This window comes from Synergistaceae bacterium (assembly GCA_017444345.1).
Classification (GTDB): domain Bacteria; phylum Synergistota; class Synergistia; order Synergistales; family Aminobacteriaceae; genus JAFUXM01.
In genome coordinates, this window is sequence record JAFSWW010000042.1 from 1 (window position 1) to 16955 (window position 16955).

The following is a 16955-nucleotide window of genomic DNA, read 5'->3' on the forward strand; positions in this document are numbered from 1 at the left end:
CATGTAGAAAATACGTTTTTGAAATTAAAACAGTGGCGAGGCATTGCAACCCGTTACGCTAAAAAATCATCGTCATTCATAGCTTCAGTTCAGATATGTGCAATGTTTATGTGGCTTTATATATTATGACGACACCGTCTAGAAGAAATAAATTTAGAGGGCTGCGACTCACTAAGAAGATTATCTATCAGCGATACTACTTTAGAGTCATTGAGCCTGAAAGATTATAAATCGCTTGAAACCTTCAAAATAAATAATAATGTCGAAATGATTTCGCTTGATTTGAGCGGGTGTACTTCTCTGAATGATTTAGGCCAGCTTAATTACAGTTACTCATATTATTATGATATTTGGAGTGATATATCTACAACATCATTTCCTCGTCTAGCTTACTTGAATTTAAGCGGCTGCTCTTCACTGCCTGAATTATATATACGTTCTGTTAAAGAATTAAATATGTCGGGCTGTACAGCTTTAAAAAAATTGCATATACGTAATTATGAAACTAGATATTACGAACAAGCTCCAGAATCTTATAAAGATGTCTGCATGTATCCTGTCGAAAATTTAAATATTGAAGGCTGTTCTGCTTTAGAAGATTTATTAATTTATAGGTCTGCTCTAAAATCTCTCGAACTCAACGGCTTTGAGAATCTCTCACGAATCGAAGTATCTGCAAATTCTGAACTTGTTAGTGTAAATGCTGCTAACTGCATATCTATGGACAGGATAGATTGCGGAAATAATAAAAAATTAACAGATTTAAATATTAACGGCTGCTCAAATTTAAGAATACTTTATTGTAATAATAATAAACTTTCTAAACTTGATATAAGCTCATGCTCAAATCTTAAGACTCTTTACTGCTTTGATAATGAAATCGCATATCTTGATTTAGACAAAAATTTTTCACTTGAAGACAACTACGATAACGGCTATTATTTTAGAATAGACCAGAAAATCCATAACTTGAAGGCAAAACGAGTCGGTAAATTCTGGCAGATTGATTTTAAAGATTATATGCCGCTTGAGAAGGTCAAATACATCAACACGACTGATATAAGATTTTACGATGGAGCAAATAATTCTTACTGGAGTAACGCCGCGTATTTTTCTTTTGATCCGTCTACAGGGATTATGCTGTTAAAATCTGACTTCCCCCCGGCAATGGTAGAATATCATTATCACACTCGTTCTAATCCCTCAAATAAAGATATGAATGTTAGACTAGTACATAATCAAATTTATCCGTATGTTTTCATACATTCTAATTTTTATTCTCAAACTTTCAACGGGCATATATATATTCATGACATTAGCAATAACGGCTATCTTCACTACACAAATACATTGATAAACGGAATAAAACAAGATTTAATTAACGAGCAATATATTAATGATAACATACGCACTTTTTCCGGTATAAATTCATATTATTATGACATGAGCGGACTCACTGCTGACGGAAATTCACGCATAATCTTAACTGTTCAGCCAGAAGAACCCGGCATTGTAACATTCTCGATTCCTTCAAATCTTGGCCTAACTCTCGAAAATTTGAGCCGCGATAAATACGGCACTGCTTCAATATCAATTCCGACTGTGAAATTAACTGATAATTCCTATCAGGCTTCGGCGGTCTTGATAGCTCCTGAGTCATATCCGGCCAGCTATAAAAATTTTCCGTCTGATAAATTCAATCTCACTGTAACATTTATGAATAATAACGGCGATATAATTTCGACTGACAGAGATTTAATACTTCATGCTGCACCGGTCATGTTAATTCACGGACTACGTGGAAATATTGAAGGGACTTTTAACGTGAAAGGCGATTCAGGAATATTTTACGAGCTTACTAAGGCGGGCTATATTTCTAATGATGTCGATATAGGCGGCTGGGACTATGACGGAACACAAGGCCCGAATGATATTCTAGCAGATGATTATAACGGGCTATATTATGCAATCGGTAATAAACTTCTCAATTATAGAAATCGCGGGCTTGAATGCACAAGAGTTGATATAGTTGCTCACAGTATGGGCGGACTAATGGCGCGAAAATTTTTGCAGGAACCTGATAACGACTCAGACGACGGCAATAACCGCTCAATCTTAGCATATAAACAAGGCATGGTCAGAAGAGTTATAACTGTCGCGACTCCTCACAGGGGGAGTCCCTGGGCTCCAATATTGAGATTAAAAGATAATTGGCTTCACTCTGGCTTGGATTTGGTTTTACATTTTATAAATGCATTATTAAATATCGCCGGCCAAACTTATTTAACAAATGATGCTGAGAGCGCGTATAGAGACCTTGAACCGGGTGCGCAAAATTATGGGTATCCTGAAAATGTGCCTATGCATTCAATATGTTCTGACGTAAGCAACGGGGATATTATTTCAGCACTGGGACATGAAATTAATGCATCTGACCTCGCAGGACTCAAGCAAATGTTTAATTATTCCGGACATGATTTAATTGTCCCAGTAAGAAGCGCAGTGGGTGATTTCAAATCGCAATATACTAAAATTTTCAAGAGTAATGATGTCTGGGCTTACTCTCACATGGGAATTTGCGCACAAAAAGAAGTCGGCGAGAAAGTTGTAGAATTATTGCGCGGACCGGTTACTAATTTTCAAATCGGCGATTACGGCTCTAACGATGACAATTTAGAATTACCGGCTATCACAAAAGAAGACCTGCCAAACGCTACAAAAGGTGTTGAATATTATCACGCTCTGAATATAACTAATGTAAATTATATTTCTTTCTCGAGTCTCCCTAAAGGCTTAAAATTTGACGGTTCAGAAGGCTTATATGCAATTACAGGCAAACCCGAAAAAATAGGCACTACAAAATTTACTATTACTGCTCATAATGACAACGGCCGAGTCTCTGAAGAATTCACTATTACAGTTTATGAAGGCGTATCAATCTCTACAACGAGTCTAAAAAATGGTGCTGTTGACAAGAAATACAGCGCGAAAATTAAATCAAAAGGTTCAAAGCCTATCACTTTCACCGCGCAAAATCTCCCCGACGGCTTGAGCATAAATTCAAACACTGGCGAAATTTCCGGGACTCCTTCTGTTTACGGCTCATTCCCATTAATTATTACGGCCAAGAATCCCAGTTCTGAAGCAAACATAAATATAAATCTCGTAATAAAACCTGTTGCCCCTAAAATTTCCGGTAAACTCAACGCAGGGAGTCTTAATGAGCCCTATTCGTCAACTTTCACTCTTTCAAAGGGGAGTCAGCCGGTTACATGGACTCTTGAAGGAAATTTACCCGATGGACTCTCTTTTGACGCGGAAAATGCAACGATTCACGGGACTCCGACTCAAGCATGTAAGAATTCAATTAAGATAATTGCTGCTAATGACAGCGGGACTGATAAGAAATCTCTAACTCTCACAATCAAGGGAATCAAGCCTAAATTTTCCGGAAAATTTAACACGTTTACTCTCGGCAAATATGACTCGTCAAGTTTGACTCTCTCACAGGGAAGCAAGCCCGTTACATTGAGTTATTCAGGAAATCTCCCGGCCGGTTTAGAATTTGATTCTGAAAGTTTGATTCTATCAGGGACTCCGACAGAAATATGGAATAAAAGCATAAATATAACGGCCTCAAATGGAGCAGGAAAATTAACAAAATCCTTCAGGATACAAGTTAAAGGCACTGCCCCTAAAATTTCAGTAAAGAGTCTCCCATCCGGTACAGTCGGAGAAGATTATAATTTCACTCTTAGTGCATCAGGAAGTCAGCCCATAACTTTTACTGCTGAAAATTTGCCGAGCGGTTTATACGTTGACGGCGATAAAATAACAGGTACACCGACTCAAACATGTAAAAAACAATCTGTAACAATAATTGCCGCGAATCCCGTCAAGACAGTTAGAAAGAAGCTCAAAATCTCAATCTCTGCAAATTCTGCAAAAATTGACACTCAAGCAAATGACTCGGAACTTGAAGATGTTGCAGTAAATCAAGCTCCGTGGAATGACACGCCCGATTCTGAGCCAGCAAAAATAATTTTCGGCCAAGAACGCAATTTATCATCACTCAACACAAACAATATAAATATTTCCGGTGATTATGAGATTGCGGCAGTACTTCCTGAAATTCACGTAACTGAAAGCGGCCTATATGAAATCGATATCGAACTAAATAATAATATCAAGACGGGGGCAAAATTAATCTGGCTTGCTTGTCCCAAAAATATAATGCCTTCAGAAGATGATTTTATAGCAGAATTCTATGACGAGACAGGCGCAGAAATTAATCAAGTCCCGGCGAATCATAAAATCACGGTCTCTGCTTGGCTCAATAAGGGCGTTATTTATGAACCTGTTATCGCGGTGAATAATTAATTAGTATTTCTACTGTTAATAAATCCGAAAAATTACGTGTATAATTTGCATAATTTCATAGAGAAAACTGTGAAAGGAGTGGGAACAAAACCCTCTCCTTTCTTTTATGTATATATTATATGTGAGAGTTATATTAACATGATGACAATAGAAAATTTTTTAGGACAAATTGATTTAATAGTTACTAAACTTGGCTATGAATGCGTACATGCCAGCATAAAAACTGAATTCGGCCGCCTCAAAGTTCAAGTATTAATTGACACGCTCGGAGGAATTAACGCCGGGGACTGCGAACTCGTTTCAGGACACGTTAATAAATTTCTCGACGAAAATCAAGATCTGCCATTTCTCAACAACGGCCGCTATTATCTCGAAGTAAGTTCACCCGGGATTGAGAGGCCATTATATAAAATCGCTGATTATGTCAGATTTCAGGGCCGTGAAGCAAGAGTCAGACTCAATGAATTACTTGACGGACGCAAAACTTTCACGGGCGAAATTTTAAGAAGCGCAGATGATTCACAAGTTATTATGCTTTGTGATGGACATGATATACACATACCGTTTGAAATTATCAAAGGAGGAAATTTAATTTTTAGATTCGATGATGAGAAAGATAATCACAAGCCCACTAAAACAAGAAACAGGAGGACGAAAAAATGAAGCGCGCTATTATTGATGCTCCCGAGGCTGCTCCAAGACTCGATATAAATAGATTTATTGAGACTCTCGCGGAAGAACGGGGACTTGATGTCGATGTAATAATTACTACTCTTGAGGCTGCTTTGTCTTCAGCTTACAAGAAATATCAAGCCGGCAATCAAAATATAGAAATAAAAATAGATCGCGATTCAGGCGGCATAATTATTAATGAAATTCGCAATGTAGTTGAAAACGTAGAGAATCCCGACACAGAAATAACTCTGAAGGACGCTCTTATGTATGATATTAACTCGGAAATCGGCGGCACTGTAAAAATTAGACGCAACCCCGCAGACTTTGGACGAATTGCAGCACAGACAGCAAGACAAGTTATCACCCAGCGTCTAAGAGATGAAGAACGCAAAATTGTATTTAACGAGTTCGCTGATAAGGTCGGGGAATTAGTAACAGGCACTATTTACAGGAATGAAGGCGATCAGACTATTATACAGCTTAGCGACAGGACCGACGGAGTTTTAACGCGTAAGGAAAAAATACCTAATGAACGTTATAATATCGGCTCAATGATGAAATTTTACGTGCTTGACGTTAAGCAGACAGCAAGAAGCCCTAAAATCATGCTTTCACGAACTCACCCGGGATTATTGCGCAAATTAATGGAAGTGGAAATCCCCGAAATTCAGCAGGGTATTATCGAAATTAAAAGCATTGTACGTGATGCAGGTGCACGCGCTAAAGTCTCACTTGTTACGTTAGATCCAAACGTTGACCCCGTCGGCGCATGTGTAGGCAATGGAGGCGCAAGAATTAAGGCAATCAGCAGCGCACTTAAAGGCGAAAAAATTGATGTAATTGTCTACACTGAAGACCCGTTAAATTATATCCGGGCTGCTTTATCTCCGGCTCAAATCGCAAAAGTTGAACCCGTCTTAGACACTGAACGCTCGGCCATAGCTTATGTCTATCAGGATCAATTATCGCTCGCAATAGGAAAACTCGGGCAAAACGTGAGACTCGCCGCGAAATTAACAGGCTGGAAAATTGACATTAAAACTATAGAGCCTGACAGAATGCCGACTCTAAAAGATATTTTCCATGACGTTTTCAATGAGTAGTAAGCACATTCCCGCGAGATCTTGTGTTATTTGCCGGGCTAAAGGGACAAAGCGCGATTTAATTCGTATAGTCAAGAGTCCTGATAATTTAGCAGTAATTGACATTTCGGGCAAACTTCCGGGCAGAGGCTGCTATATCTGTCCGGACTCTGAATGCATTGACCGCGCTATAAAATCAGGAAATTTAGCACGTTCGCTCGGAGTTAATGAAATCGTCCCGGCTTTCTGGCAGGAATTAAGAGAACACGCTAAAAATTTTGTGCCTAATAGTAAATTAAAACTTTGCTCGATTCTGGGACTCGCTAGGAAGTCAGGCGCGTTATTGATAGGCTCTGACAATATAGAAAATTTCAATCATAAAATTTTATTGATAGTTGCTCGTGACTGCTCAGACGGAATCAAAAAATTTGCTGAAGATAAGCAGGCATTATATCCCGATTTGAGCATTAAAGAATTATCGCAGACTGTAGGCTCTAAAGGCGGAGTGCAAATTATAGGGCTGCCATTGAGTTCAGGTTTTGCGAAAAAAATTTTTTCACTAAATATCGAGAGGAGTACGCCATTTGAATAATAAAATAAGAATCTACGACTTGGCCAGAAAATTAAATAAATCTAATAAGGAATTATTAACCGTTTTGCAGCAGCTTGATGTACCTGTTAAATCTCATTCAAGCTCAATAGATGAAGACATAGCCCAGACTGTAGAGAATATCATAAACGAGGCCAGCGCAGAAAAGGCCGAACGAGCCGGGAAGACTCCTAAATCTCAAGACAGAAACCGCGACAGGGACAAGAGACCGCAGAATAACTCCGAAAATTTTAGAAACCGTCCCGATAAACAAGATAGGCAAGAGAGACCAGAAAGACAAGAACGCCCGGATAAATTCTCACAGCAAAATTTTAAACACGAACGACGCGAAAAATTTAATCCCGAACGCAAAAAATTTGACAAGAGACCAGAGCCGCCAAAGACTCAGACTCAGAATCAAAATCAGACTCAAAATCAGACTCAAGAAAAGAAACCCGCGCCCGTTGTAATTAAGCCTGAACCCGTAAAGACTCCCGTTAAACTCGTCGAACGTCCCCCGATTATTACTGTTATGGGACATGTAGATCACGGCAAGACTACTTTATTAGACAAGATACGCAATGCCAGTGTCGCAGCTCACGAGGCCGGAGGAATCACCCAGCACATAGGCGCATATGTCGTAATGCAGGATAATAAGCCTATAGTATTTCTTGACACTCCCGGGCATGAGGCTTTTACTGAAATGAGAGCGAGGGGCGCAAATGTTACAGATATTGTAATTCTCGTAATCGGTGCTGATGATGGAGTCATGCCTCAAACTCGTGAAGCAATTTCACATATTAAGGCCGCAGGAGTCCCCCTAGTCGTCGCTATAAATAAAATCGATAAGCAGGGCGCAAAACCTGACAGAGTAAGGCAGCAATTATCAGAAATGGGAATTTACACAGAAGGCTGGGGCGGTGATGTCGGAGCCGTCGAAATTTCAGCAAAACAGGGAATCGGAGTCTCTGACTTGCTAGAAAGAGTCTTACTTGAAGCCGAAATGCAGGAGTTAAAGGCAAATCCTAAGGCAGATCCTGAAGGTGTAGTAATTGAAGCTAGACTCGATAAGGGTAAAGGCCCAGTCGCTACAGTTATTGTGAAGGACGGTACACTCAAAGCCGGCGACATAGTTTTATTTAAATCAACATGGGGCAAAACCCGCGCATTATTTGACTGGTCAGGCAAGGGAATCAAGGAAGCCGGGCCAAGCACACCCGTTGAAATTCTCGGACTCGGTGATGTTCCAAATCCGGGCGAATCTTTTAGAGTCGTCAAATCTGAACGTGAAGCAAGAGACGCTATTGACGCAGCAAAAATTTTAGAACGTGACTCAGCCGGTGAAAACAAGAAAGCATCTCTTGAAGATTTATACTCGAATTTGCAGGAAGGACAATTACCGCATATAAATCTAGTTGTTAAGTGCGATGTACAGGGCTCACTTGAGGCACTTTGCGCAGTTCTTGAGAAATTAGCTACAAATGAAGTCGGAGTCTCTATAGTTCACAGGGGAGTCGGACGTATCGCAGAAAGTGATGTAATGCTTGCTTCTGCTTCTAATGCTATAATCGTGGGCTTTAACGTGAGGCCGGACTCAAATGCTAAGAGAATCGCCGAATTAAACGGTGTCGAGATAAGAATCTATAATGTAATTTATGACGTAATCGACGAAATAAAAGCAGCTATGGGCGGACTATTAAAGCCGGTTCTACGTGAGGAGTCTCTCGGTGAAGTCGAAATCAGGCAAATTTACAGAGTTCCTAAAGTCGGCAAAGTTGCAGGCTCTCATGTAACACGGGGAGTCATAAAACGTACTGCAAAAGTTAGAATTATTCGCGACGGCATTGTAATATGGGACGGGCGTATAGCTTCACTCAAGCATGAGAAGGACGAGGCGCGCGAAATTAAAGCCGGAATGGACTGCGGAGTCAGCTTTGAGGGATTCCAAGATTTTGAAGAGGGCGATATTCTCGAAGTCTATGACGTAATAGAGGAGAAGAGATCCCTATAAAATGAGCAGTAATTTACGAATGGCAAGGATTAATAAGCAGTTACAGCGCGAAATTGCTTTAATAATCGAGACCAGAATCAAGAAATCAAGCGTTAAAGGCACAATTATAACCGGTGTAGAATGTGCTAAGGATTTAGAGCGCGCAAAAGTTTTCTTTACGGCCCTAGAATATCGCAAATGTCCGGGGATTCTGCGTGATCTTAACGAGATCAAAGGCGCAATAAGAAGTCTTCTCGGTGAAAGCATAAAATTACGCCGAGTCCCTGAACTTGAATTCTTTATAGATGGCAGCAGCGAATACGGCGCAAAAATTGACAGCATTCTTGATAGATTAGGACTGATTGATCATGACGCAAGAAATAATAACATGGACGAAAATGACGAATTTATTTAATCACGATTTATTGAGCGCGTCAGAAATCCTGAAAAATTTTCAGAACTGGATTATATTCGCTCATAAGAAAATTGACGGGGACGCTGCCGGATCTGTCAGTGCTTTATTCACAATCGGGCAAAATCTCGGCAAAAATGTAAAGTGGCTCGGTTCTGATAAAGATTTGCCGCTGAGTTATAAATTTCTCGTGAACTCTGATAAATATATCTCGTGTGAGAGCTTAAATTTTAATGAGCCTGAAACGCTTTATATTTTCCTTGACTGTACAAATGAAAGCCGCCCCAGTATTGAAGGATTTTCACGCGGAGAAAATATTAACTCGTTAAATATAGATCATCACGAGGATAATAATTTTTTTGCGCAAGTTAATTGTGTTGATGGTAAAGCGTCTTCAACCTGCGAAATGCTTTATAGAGTATTCAAGGCCGGAGACTGGCAGATTACGCGCGAAATTGCCGAGAGTCTTTACACGGGGTTATTCACTGATACGGGGGGATTTATTTTCTCAAACACTCACAGTGAGTCGCATTTAATGGCCTCTGATTTGTTATCGCTGGGAGTCGACCCTTCACGCATTAGTGATTTAATCCTGAAAAATAAGACTCCTGAAAATTTCAAGTTATGGGCGCGAGCTTTTGAACGAGTCAAGATACTTGATAAGATTTTCGCGGTTTCTTACTTGTTAGCAAGCGATTTCAGGGAGACCGGAGCAGATTTAAGCGACACAACAGGACTTCCGGCGACTTTGATGACTTTGCGCGATGTAAAATTTGCCGTTATGATTCATGAAGATATAAATAAAATAGTCCATGCCAGCTTTAGATCCTGTGAGGGCAGCCCGTTTAATGCGGGAGAAGTTGCGCGGTTATTTGGCGGGGGCGGTCATGAACGTGCGGCGGGGGCGACTCTTGACGGCTCATTGAGTGAAGTAATTGACAAGATAGAAAATTTTTTGACCTGTAAATATCATGAATGCTCTTGTATTAATAAATAAACCTGTAAATATTCGGAGTTCCCAGTGTGTAGCAATGGTAAAAAAACAGCTTTACGGCGAAAGAGTCGGACATTCGGGAACTCTTGACTCTACTGCTTCAGGACTGTTAATTTTATTGACCGGCAAGGCAACTAGACTCAGCGATTATATTATGTCATTGCCTAAAGTTTACCGCGCTGTGATTCAATTCGGGGCTGAGACTGACACATGCGACTATTCAGGGGAATTTATAGAGTCTAAAGTATTCGCAAATCTTGACGATAAAATTTTGCTTGACTCGTTATATAAATTTTCAGGCTGGAGAATGCAGAGCCCCCCGGCAATTTCTGCTGTTAAAATCGATGGGCAGCCGGCTTATAAACTCGCACGATCCGGACAAAATCCCGAAATGAGAGCCCGGCCCGTTTTCTTTAGGGGAATAAATATAATATCGCCCTATAATTATGAGTCCGGGACTATTGAGCTTGAAATTTCTTGCGGACGAGGTACTTATATAAGGAGTCTTGCTCATGATTTAGGGCAGATTACAGGCTGCGGAGCTTATATTAAATCGCTTGTCAGGACTTCAACAGGAAATTTTACGCTCGATAAAGCAAATAATCTTGATGACAAATTTACTTTTACGCCGTTGACTGAACTAGCAAAGAATTATACAAGCATTTATATATCAGAACGTGACTCTAAAAGTTTTCTTAATGGCATGAGCATATTAATACGCAATTATCAAAAAATTTCGCGGGGCTTGTCAGTCATGAGAGATAATATTATTTGTGTTGAGAGTGATTCGTTTATGGGATTCGGGATTTACGCGGGCTATGACTATATAAGGCCTTTAGTTAGTGTAATGAAAGAATGAGGGCTGTAATAAAAAATGTTAATCACTATAGGAGCATTTGACGGCTTTCACAAAGGGCACCGGGAATTATTGAAAATTTGCGCGCAAAACTCAAATAATAATGACTGGGCTATAATCTCGTTTTCTCCATATCCGGCTGAATATCTCGGAAAAGTTAAGCACTCTTTATTTTCACTGAATGAGCGCGAATTAATTAGACTCGTTTTGAACGTTCCCAAAATGTTTATATTGAAATTTGACGAGTCATTAAGAAATTTGACCCCGTTTGAATTCTGGCAATTGATTCGCAAAAAATTTAACGTTGACGGGCTTGTTATGGGAAGTGATTTTCTTTTCGGGCGGGATAATTCGGGCAGCGCGGACTCACTAAAGCAATTAGCAATCTCTGAGGGAATTAATAATATATTTATAGCTGATTTACTGCAAAAGCCTTTATATTCGAGTTCGCTGGCTCGTGAGAAAATTTCACAGGGGAATATTTCGGGCGTAAATAAAATCTTAGGTTATCCGTTTTTCATGATGGGCAGTGTAATTTCAGGAAATCAGCGAGGCCGGACAATGAATTATCCCACTGCTAATTTAAAATTTGCGGCAAATAAAATTATTCCTGAATTCGGCGTGTATTCTGTAGCTGTGCTTGTGAATAAAAAATTTTACCCCGGTGCTTTATCAATCGGCAATAATCCCACGTTTAAAGATATTAGCGGGACTCGTTCGGAAGTATATATACTTGACTTTGATAATGATATTTATAATCAGGAAATAATTATATTTTTATTAGGGCGTGTTCGTGATATAAAAGTTTTCGAGAATAAAGACTCGTTAATTGCGCAGATAAATAAAGACGTTCAGGAATGCCGGAGAATTTATAACGAGTCATTGAGAGATTATCACACTAAAAATTTTCTCGATAAAGCAAGGGAATTTTACGCGAATAAAAATTTAATGCCTGATGTTATAGATTTATTTACGCACTAAAAATTTTCTTGATTCGCAAGAGAGATTTACGAGCATAAAAATTTAATGCCTGATATTATTAATTTATAGCAATAAAATATATCGCTGGCAATTACGGGCGAGGAAAATGTGAGCAAAAATGTGAGAAAAACGGGTTTGCTCGCATACAGGGAGTAAAAAATTTTTGTGTAATATTATGGAGCTGACAAATAAAATATTATGATTTTAATAGATTCACATTGTCATATAAATTCGCAGGAGTTAAGACTCGATACTAGGGCTGTGATTTCTCGTGCTAGAGAGGCCGGAGTTAAAAAATTTATGAATGTCGGCTGTGATTATGAAGACAGCTGCGAGGCCGTTGCAATGGCTCATGATTTTGCGCAGTTCGGTCTATACGCGTCAATAGGCATTCACCCTCACGAGTCAGGTCGTTATGAGAGAGTCCCCGAAGAGTTTTACTCGCTCATAAAGTCAGAAAGAGTCTTAGCAGTCGGAGAAATCGGCCTAGATTATCACTATAATCACTCAAGCAAAGAAGAGCAGCATAAAATGTTTATATCGCAATTAGAATTTGCAGCCAGTGAAAAAATGCCGGTTATACTGCATATTCGTGAGGCCATGAACGACGCTATGAAAATTTTACGAGATTATAGAGATCTCAAATTATTATTTCACTGTTACAGCGGCGGATTTGAATTTCTTGACGAGGTTTTGAGCATGGACTCGCTTTTAGCATTCGGGGGGGCTTTGACTTGGACGGGCAAAAATAGCGATAATTTGAGAGAAGTATTTAAACGAGTTCCCATTCAAAATATTTTGCTTGAGACTGACTGCCCATATATGGCACCTGTTCCATTTCGTGGCAAAATTAACGAGCCTAGTTATATAAAATATGTATATGATAAAGCAGCCGAAATAAAAAACTTAAATATTTCAGATTTAGCTAATAAAATAGAGATTAACGCAAAAAATTTCTTTAACTGGGAGTGATTTATAACTTTGTTTGAATTCAAGATTATAGCCGAGTGCAGCAAGACAGGAGCAAGAGCCGGAGAATTAATTACACCTCATGGAATAATAAAGACTCCTGTTTTTATGCCGGTGGGAACTCTCGCTACTGTAAAATCAATGTCAAGCCGCGAACTCGAAGAAATAAACTCGCAAATAATTCTCGGTAATACTTATCATTTATATTTACGTCCGGGCAGTGAAATAATCTCACAAGCTGGCGGGCTTCATAAATTTATGAACTGGAATCGGCCAATATTAACAGATAGCGGCGGCTTTCAAGTCTTCTCACTCGCAAAATTACATAAAATCACGGACGAAAATGTTTTATGCAGGTCTCATATTGACGGCTCGCAGTTAATAATGTCTCCTGAGTGGTCAATAAATTTTCAGGGCGTATTAGGTTCAGATATAGCGATGTGCTTTGATCAGTGCTGTGAATTTCCGGCGAGTCATGACAAGGCAGAAGAGGCAGTCAGGCGGACAACTTTATGGGCTGGGCGTTCACAAGAATATTTTTCGAGAAATAACGATAAATCAAAGCAGGCTTTATTTGGCATAATACAAGGCAGCATTTACGATGATTTACGGGAAAGGAGCGCAAAAGAAATAACGAGCCTAAATTTTCCGGGCTATGCTATAGGCGGTCTGTCAGTCGGTGAATCTCACGCAGAAATGTATCACTCACTAGATTTATTAAATAATTTAATGCCTCGTGAAAAGCCGCGTTACTTAATGGGAGTCGGTTATCCTGCAAATATTGTAGAGGGAATTGCGCGCGGTGTTGATATGTTTGACTGTGTCATGCCCACAAGAAACGGACGCAACGGGACTTTATTTATTTCGTCAGGACGCATTAACATGAGAGGCAAGACTCACGCTGATGAGTTTATTCCCTTAGATAGCGAGTGCGATTGTTATACTTGCAAAAATTTCAGTCGGGCATATCTGCGGCATTTGTCAATTTGCGGGGAGATTCTGGGCGCGCGTCTTAATTCATGGCATAATCTGCGCTTTACTATTAGAATCGCAGAACAGGCACGGGAAGCAATTATTGCGGGGAATTTTCCGGAATTTGCCGAGAGATTTTTATCAAATTTTCATGATGACCCAAATATTGACGCTCAATAAATGGAATCCCGAACGAGATTATATATCGCAGGCAGCAAAAATAATTAACTCCGGGGGACTCGTTGCATTTCCTACTGAGACAGTTTACGGACTCGGAGGCGACGCTTTGAATCCCGAATCAGTCAAAAAAATTTATGCGGCTAAGGGCAGACCTTCAGACAACCCGTTAATTTTGCATGTAAGTAATATAGAACAGGCCGAGTCGCTTGTTTATATGAATGATACAGCAAGAAAGCTCGCAAAAATTTTCTGGCCCGCACCGTTGACTCTTGTATTGCCCGCAAAAAATATTATTCCCTCAATTACTCGCGGGGGGTTAAATACTGCTGCTGTGAGAATGCCCGATAATAATATAGCTTTGGCACTGATTGAGCGCGCAAAAACTCCCATTGCTGCACCGAGTGCGAATCTAAGCGGCCGGCCAAGTCCAACGGATTCAGAAAGTGTATATAACGACATGAATAATAGAATAGATTTAATTTTAGACGGAGGCAGAACAGGAATCGGACTCGAGTCCACTGTTATAGATATTTCTGATCCCGGAAAAATTTTATTGCTGCGTCCCGGCGGTTTATCGCGTGAATTAATTGAGTCAGAATTAAATACTAGTCTGGGAGTGCCTGACTTGAATAGCGCGAAAAGATCCCCCGGCACAAGATACAGACATTATGCGCCGTCATTGCCTGTAAAAATTTTGCGTAATGAGTCAGATTTAGATTTGATTGATATAAAATCTGCGGGCTTTATGGGAATTCATAATAATAATTATAATTATGCCGCAAAAATAATATTTGACTCGCCTGAAAACTTTGCACACGGTTTATTTTCAGGATTCCGAGAGCTTGAGTCGCAAAATATTTCTTGTATTATAGTCGAATGGCCGCGCGATAATTCGGGAATAAATGAGGCACTACGAGATCGCATAAAACGGGCAGCAGGTGAATAATATTAATTAATTTGTATAATATAATTTATTAGTATTTAGCAATTAGCAATCTGGAAGGAGTAAAGGCAATAAAAAAATGAGCTGGATAATTTTAGCGTTGACATTAGGAGCAGCTATAACGTCAATAATTCACGGAGTATTTATGCTATTCGGATCGCTCACAGTAACAGGCGGCCCTCTCGTTGGTATACCTTCGACTCTTCTTGCAAGTTTACCCATAATTGCGGCTGTCTTTGCACTAATCGGCGGCATCATAGCATTCAATCAAAGCAAATGGGGAGCGTTATTCTTGCTTTTAGCTGCTGGAATCTGCACGGCTGCACGAGATACTTGGCTTTATGCCGGACTCTATGTATTTGCGGGGCTGTTCTGCTTCTTTCTCAAGAAAAAACAGGACGATTACAGAGATTATTACGATGACGACGACGAATATAACGACGAAGAGCAAGAAAATTACAGGCGCGGTTATCGTGAGGGCGATGATTTCTATTATAATGACGATAATAATTATAGACCCCTCCACCCTCGCAGCAATAATATAAATCTTGATACACTTGATGACTCTTCAGAACTCGCAGATATTCAGCCGGTTATTAACGAGCCGCCGAAAATACAGCAGGGCAGGAAATCAAAAACTTGTCCATCATGCGGGATGACTGTAGCGCGTGAAGCGAGATTTTGCCCATCATGCGGAACTAAATTATTTGTTGTGCCTGATTTAAATCTTCAATCTAATAATAATTCAAATTCAAATCCAAATGAAGAAACCGGACTCACTGATATAATTAACACGCCGGAACAAACTCAGCAGGAAAATGATTTTATCAGCGAGCCGGAACAAGAACACGAAAGCGTAATAAATCCTGTAAATTCAAATATGAACGATGGTGATGAAATGAGCAGTGCAGGAGCTTTACCAAATTACAGAGTACTAGTTAACCCGGGCAGAAATAACAGAAATTATCAGTCAAGAAATGACCCCGAAGAAGCCGCATCAACTTATCAGGAATTCAGCAGCTCCAAATATACAAAACGCGGCAAAGTTCGCAAGCGTTCACCTTTTAAGCGAATACTCGGCATTTTATTATTAGTCGGTGCAGTCGGAGGAGCTTTATATTTCCTGTTGAGTCTTAGAAAATTACCGCCGGGCGATTTACCCCCGATTGTAAGAACTGAAGTTATACCGCAAGTGCAAAGAAGACAGCATACACCCTCGAATTCTGAAGATGTAAGCATTGCCGAACCTGTAGAAAATTTAGTAGTTCAGGAAAATATTTTGCCGAATTTCACACCTGACAGAACCCCGAAATCAGGCGTTATCACTGGCAACGGCGTAAATGTCCGCGCAGATCATTCTACAGGATCAGCAAGAGTAACAAGACTCAGCAGCGGCTCAAGAGTTGAAGTTTTTGACTCATGGACTGGGAGATCCGGAAATCTCAACGGCACATGGTATCATATAAGAACTAACGGGCGTGAAGGCTGGGTATACGGTCAATATATGCAGCCTATAGGAGGCGGACTCCCTGAAGGATATTCGAACGCGTTAATGAAATCATTCGGCAGTAACAAGAATCAATTATTAGACTCGCTTGGCCAGCCTACAAAGAGTTCTAATACTTCAGCGGAATGGCCGGGTCTCACAGCTTCATTCAGGGGCGACGAGATAACCCGAATCAGAATCACCCAGTCTAAGCACGAGCTGCAAAACGGCCTAAAAGTGGGAATGAGTCAGACGGCTTTATTGCAGATTATGGGCTACCCTTCAAGCATGAGCAATCGAGTCATGAATTACAACGAAGGAAGCTCTACAGGTTTGAGCGTTCAGCTTGACAGGAATAACTCAATCACATCTATAACGCTCAACGAGATAAAATAATTAAGCAGCATAATAAAATTCCCCCTGCACACAACACAGGGGGAATAATC

General features: G+C 40.0%; 13 protein-coding genes. All 13 read left to right on the forward strand.

Annotated features, from left to right (window positions below; translation table 11 throughout):
* The first annotated feature begins 210 nt into the window (after positions 1-210).
* The 13 genes from IJS99_02515 (at position 211) to IJS99_02575 (ending at position 16905) form a co-directional block, all read left to right on the forward strand.
* Positions 211-4380: a putative Ig domain-containing protein gene (locus IJS99_02515; GenBank protein MBQ7560695.1), complete on the forward strand. Its 4170-nt coding sequence runs from the start codon at positions 211-213 to the stop codon at positions 4378-4380.
* 138 nt (positions 4381-4518) lie between these two features.
* Complete coding sequence (locus IJS99_02520; protein ID MBQ7560696.1) at positions 4519-5043, forward strand: ribosome maturation factor RimP; 525 nt, start codon at positions 4519-4521, stop codon at positions 5041-5043.
* Positions 5040-6158: a transcription termination/antitermination protein NusA gene (gene nusA, locus IJS99_02525; GenBank protein ID MBQ7560697.1), complete on the forward strand. Its 1119-nt coding sequence runs from the start codon at positions 5040-5042 to the stop codon at positions 6156-6158. Before IJS99_02520 ends, nusA begins: the two co-directional genes overlap by 4 nt.
* Positions 6151-6729 carry a YlxR family protein gene (locus tag IJS99_02530; GenBank protein ID MBQ7560698.1) on the forward strand — a complete coding sequence of 193 codons (579 nt, stop codon included), beginning with the start codon at positions 6151-6153 and terminating at the stop codon, positions 6727-6729. The genes nusA and IJS99_02530 overlap by 8 nt, the downstream gene beginning before the upstream one ends.
* A 10-nt stretch (positions 6730-6739) precedes the next feature.
* Positions 6740-8737: a translation initiation factor IF-2 gene (infB, locus tag IJS99_02535; GenBank protein ID MBQ7560699.1), complete on the forward strand. Its 1998-nt coding sequence runs from the start codon at positions 6740-6742 to the stop codon at positions 8735-8737.
* Between the two features lie 19 nt (positions 8738-8756).
* Positions 8757-9131, forward strand: coding sequence for a 30S ribosome-binding factor RbfA (gene rbfA, locus IJS99_02540; GenBank protein MBQ7560700.1), 375 nt, complete (start codon positions 8757-8759; stop codon positions 9129-9131).
* Complete coding sequence (locus IJS99_02545) at positions 9085-10125, forward strand: bifunctional oligoribonuclease/PAP phosphatase NrnA (protein ID MBQ7560701.1); 1041 nt, start codon at positions 9085-9087, stop codon at positions 10123-10125. The genes rbfA and IJS99_02545 overlap by 47 nt, the downstream gene beginning before the upstream one ends.
* Positions 10100-10981 (forward strand): tRNA pseudouridine(55) synthase TruB, encoded by an 882-nt coding sequence (gene truB / locus IJS99_02550; protein ID MBQ7560702.1) that lies wholly within the window; start codon positions 10100-10102, stop codon positions 10979-10981. Before IJS99_02545 ends, truB begins: the two co-directional genes overlap by 26 nt.
* 15 nt (positions 10982-10996) lie before the next feature.
* Positions 10997-11959 carry a riboflavin biosynthesis protein RibF gene (ribF, locus tag IJS99_02555; protein MBQ7560703.1) on the forward strand — a complete coding sequence of 321 codons (963 nt, stop codon included), beginning with the start codon at positions 10997-10999 and terminating at the stop codon, positions 11957-11959.
* Between the two features lie 198 nt (positions 11960-12157).
* Positions 12158-12931: a TatD family hydrolase gene (locus tag IJS99_02560; protein ID MBQ7560704.1), complete on the forward strand. Its 774-nt coding sequence runs from the start codon at positions 12158-12160 to the stop codon at positions 12929-12931.
* Between the two features lie 9 nt (positions 12932-12940).
* On the forward strand, positions 12941-14080 hold the full coding sequence (gene tgt / locus IJS99_02565) for a tRNA guanosine(34) transglycosylase Tgt (protein MBQ7560705.1): 1140 nt from the start codon (positions 12941-12943) through the stop codon (positions 14078-14080).
* Positions 14055-15026, forward strand: a complete 972-nt coding sequence (locus tag IJS99_02570) for a threonylcarbamoyl-AMP synthase (protein ID MBQ7560706.1) — start codon at positions 14055-14057, stop codon at positions 15024-15026. The genes tgt and IJS99_02570 overlap by 26 nt, the downstream gene beginning before the upstream one ends.
* Before the next feature lie 76 nt (positions 15027-15102).
* Positions 15103-16905: an SH3 domain-containing protein gene (locus IJS99_02575; protein MBQ7560707.1), complete on the forward strand. Its 1803-nt coding sequence runs from the start codon at positions 15103-15105 to the stop codon at positions 16903-16905.
* The last annotated feature ends 50 nt before the right edge of the window (positions 16906-16955 follow it).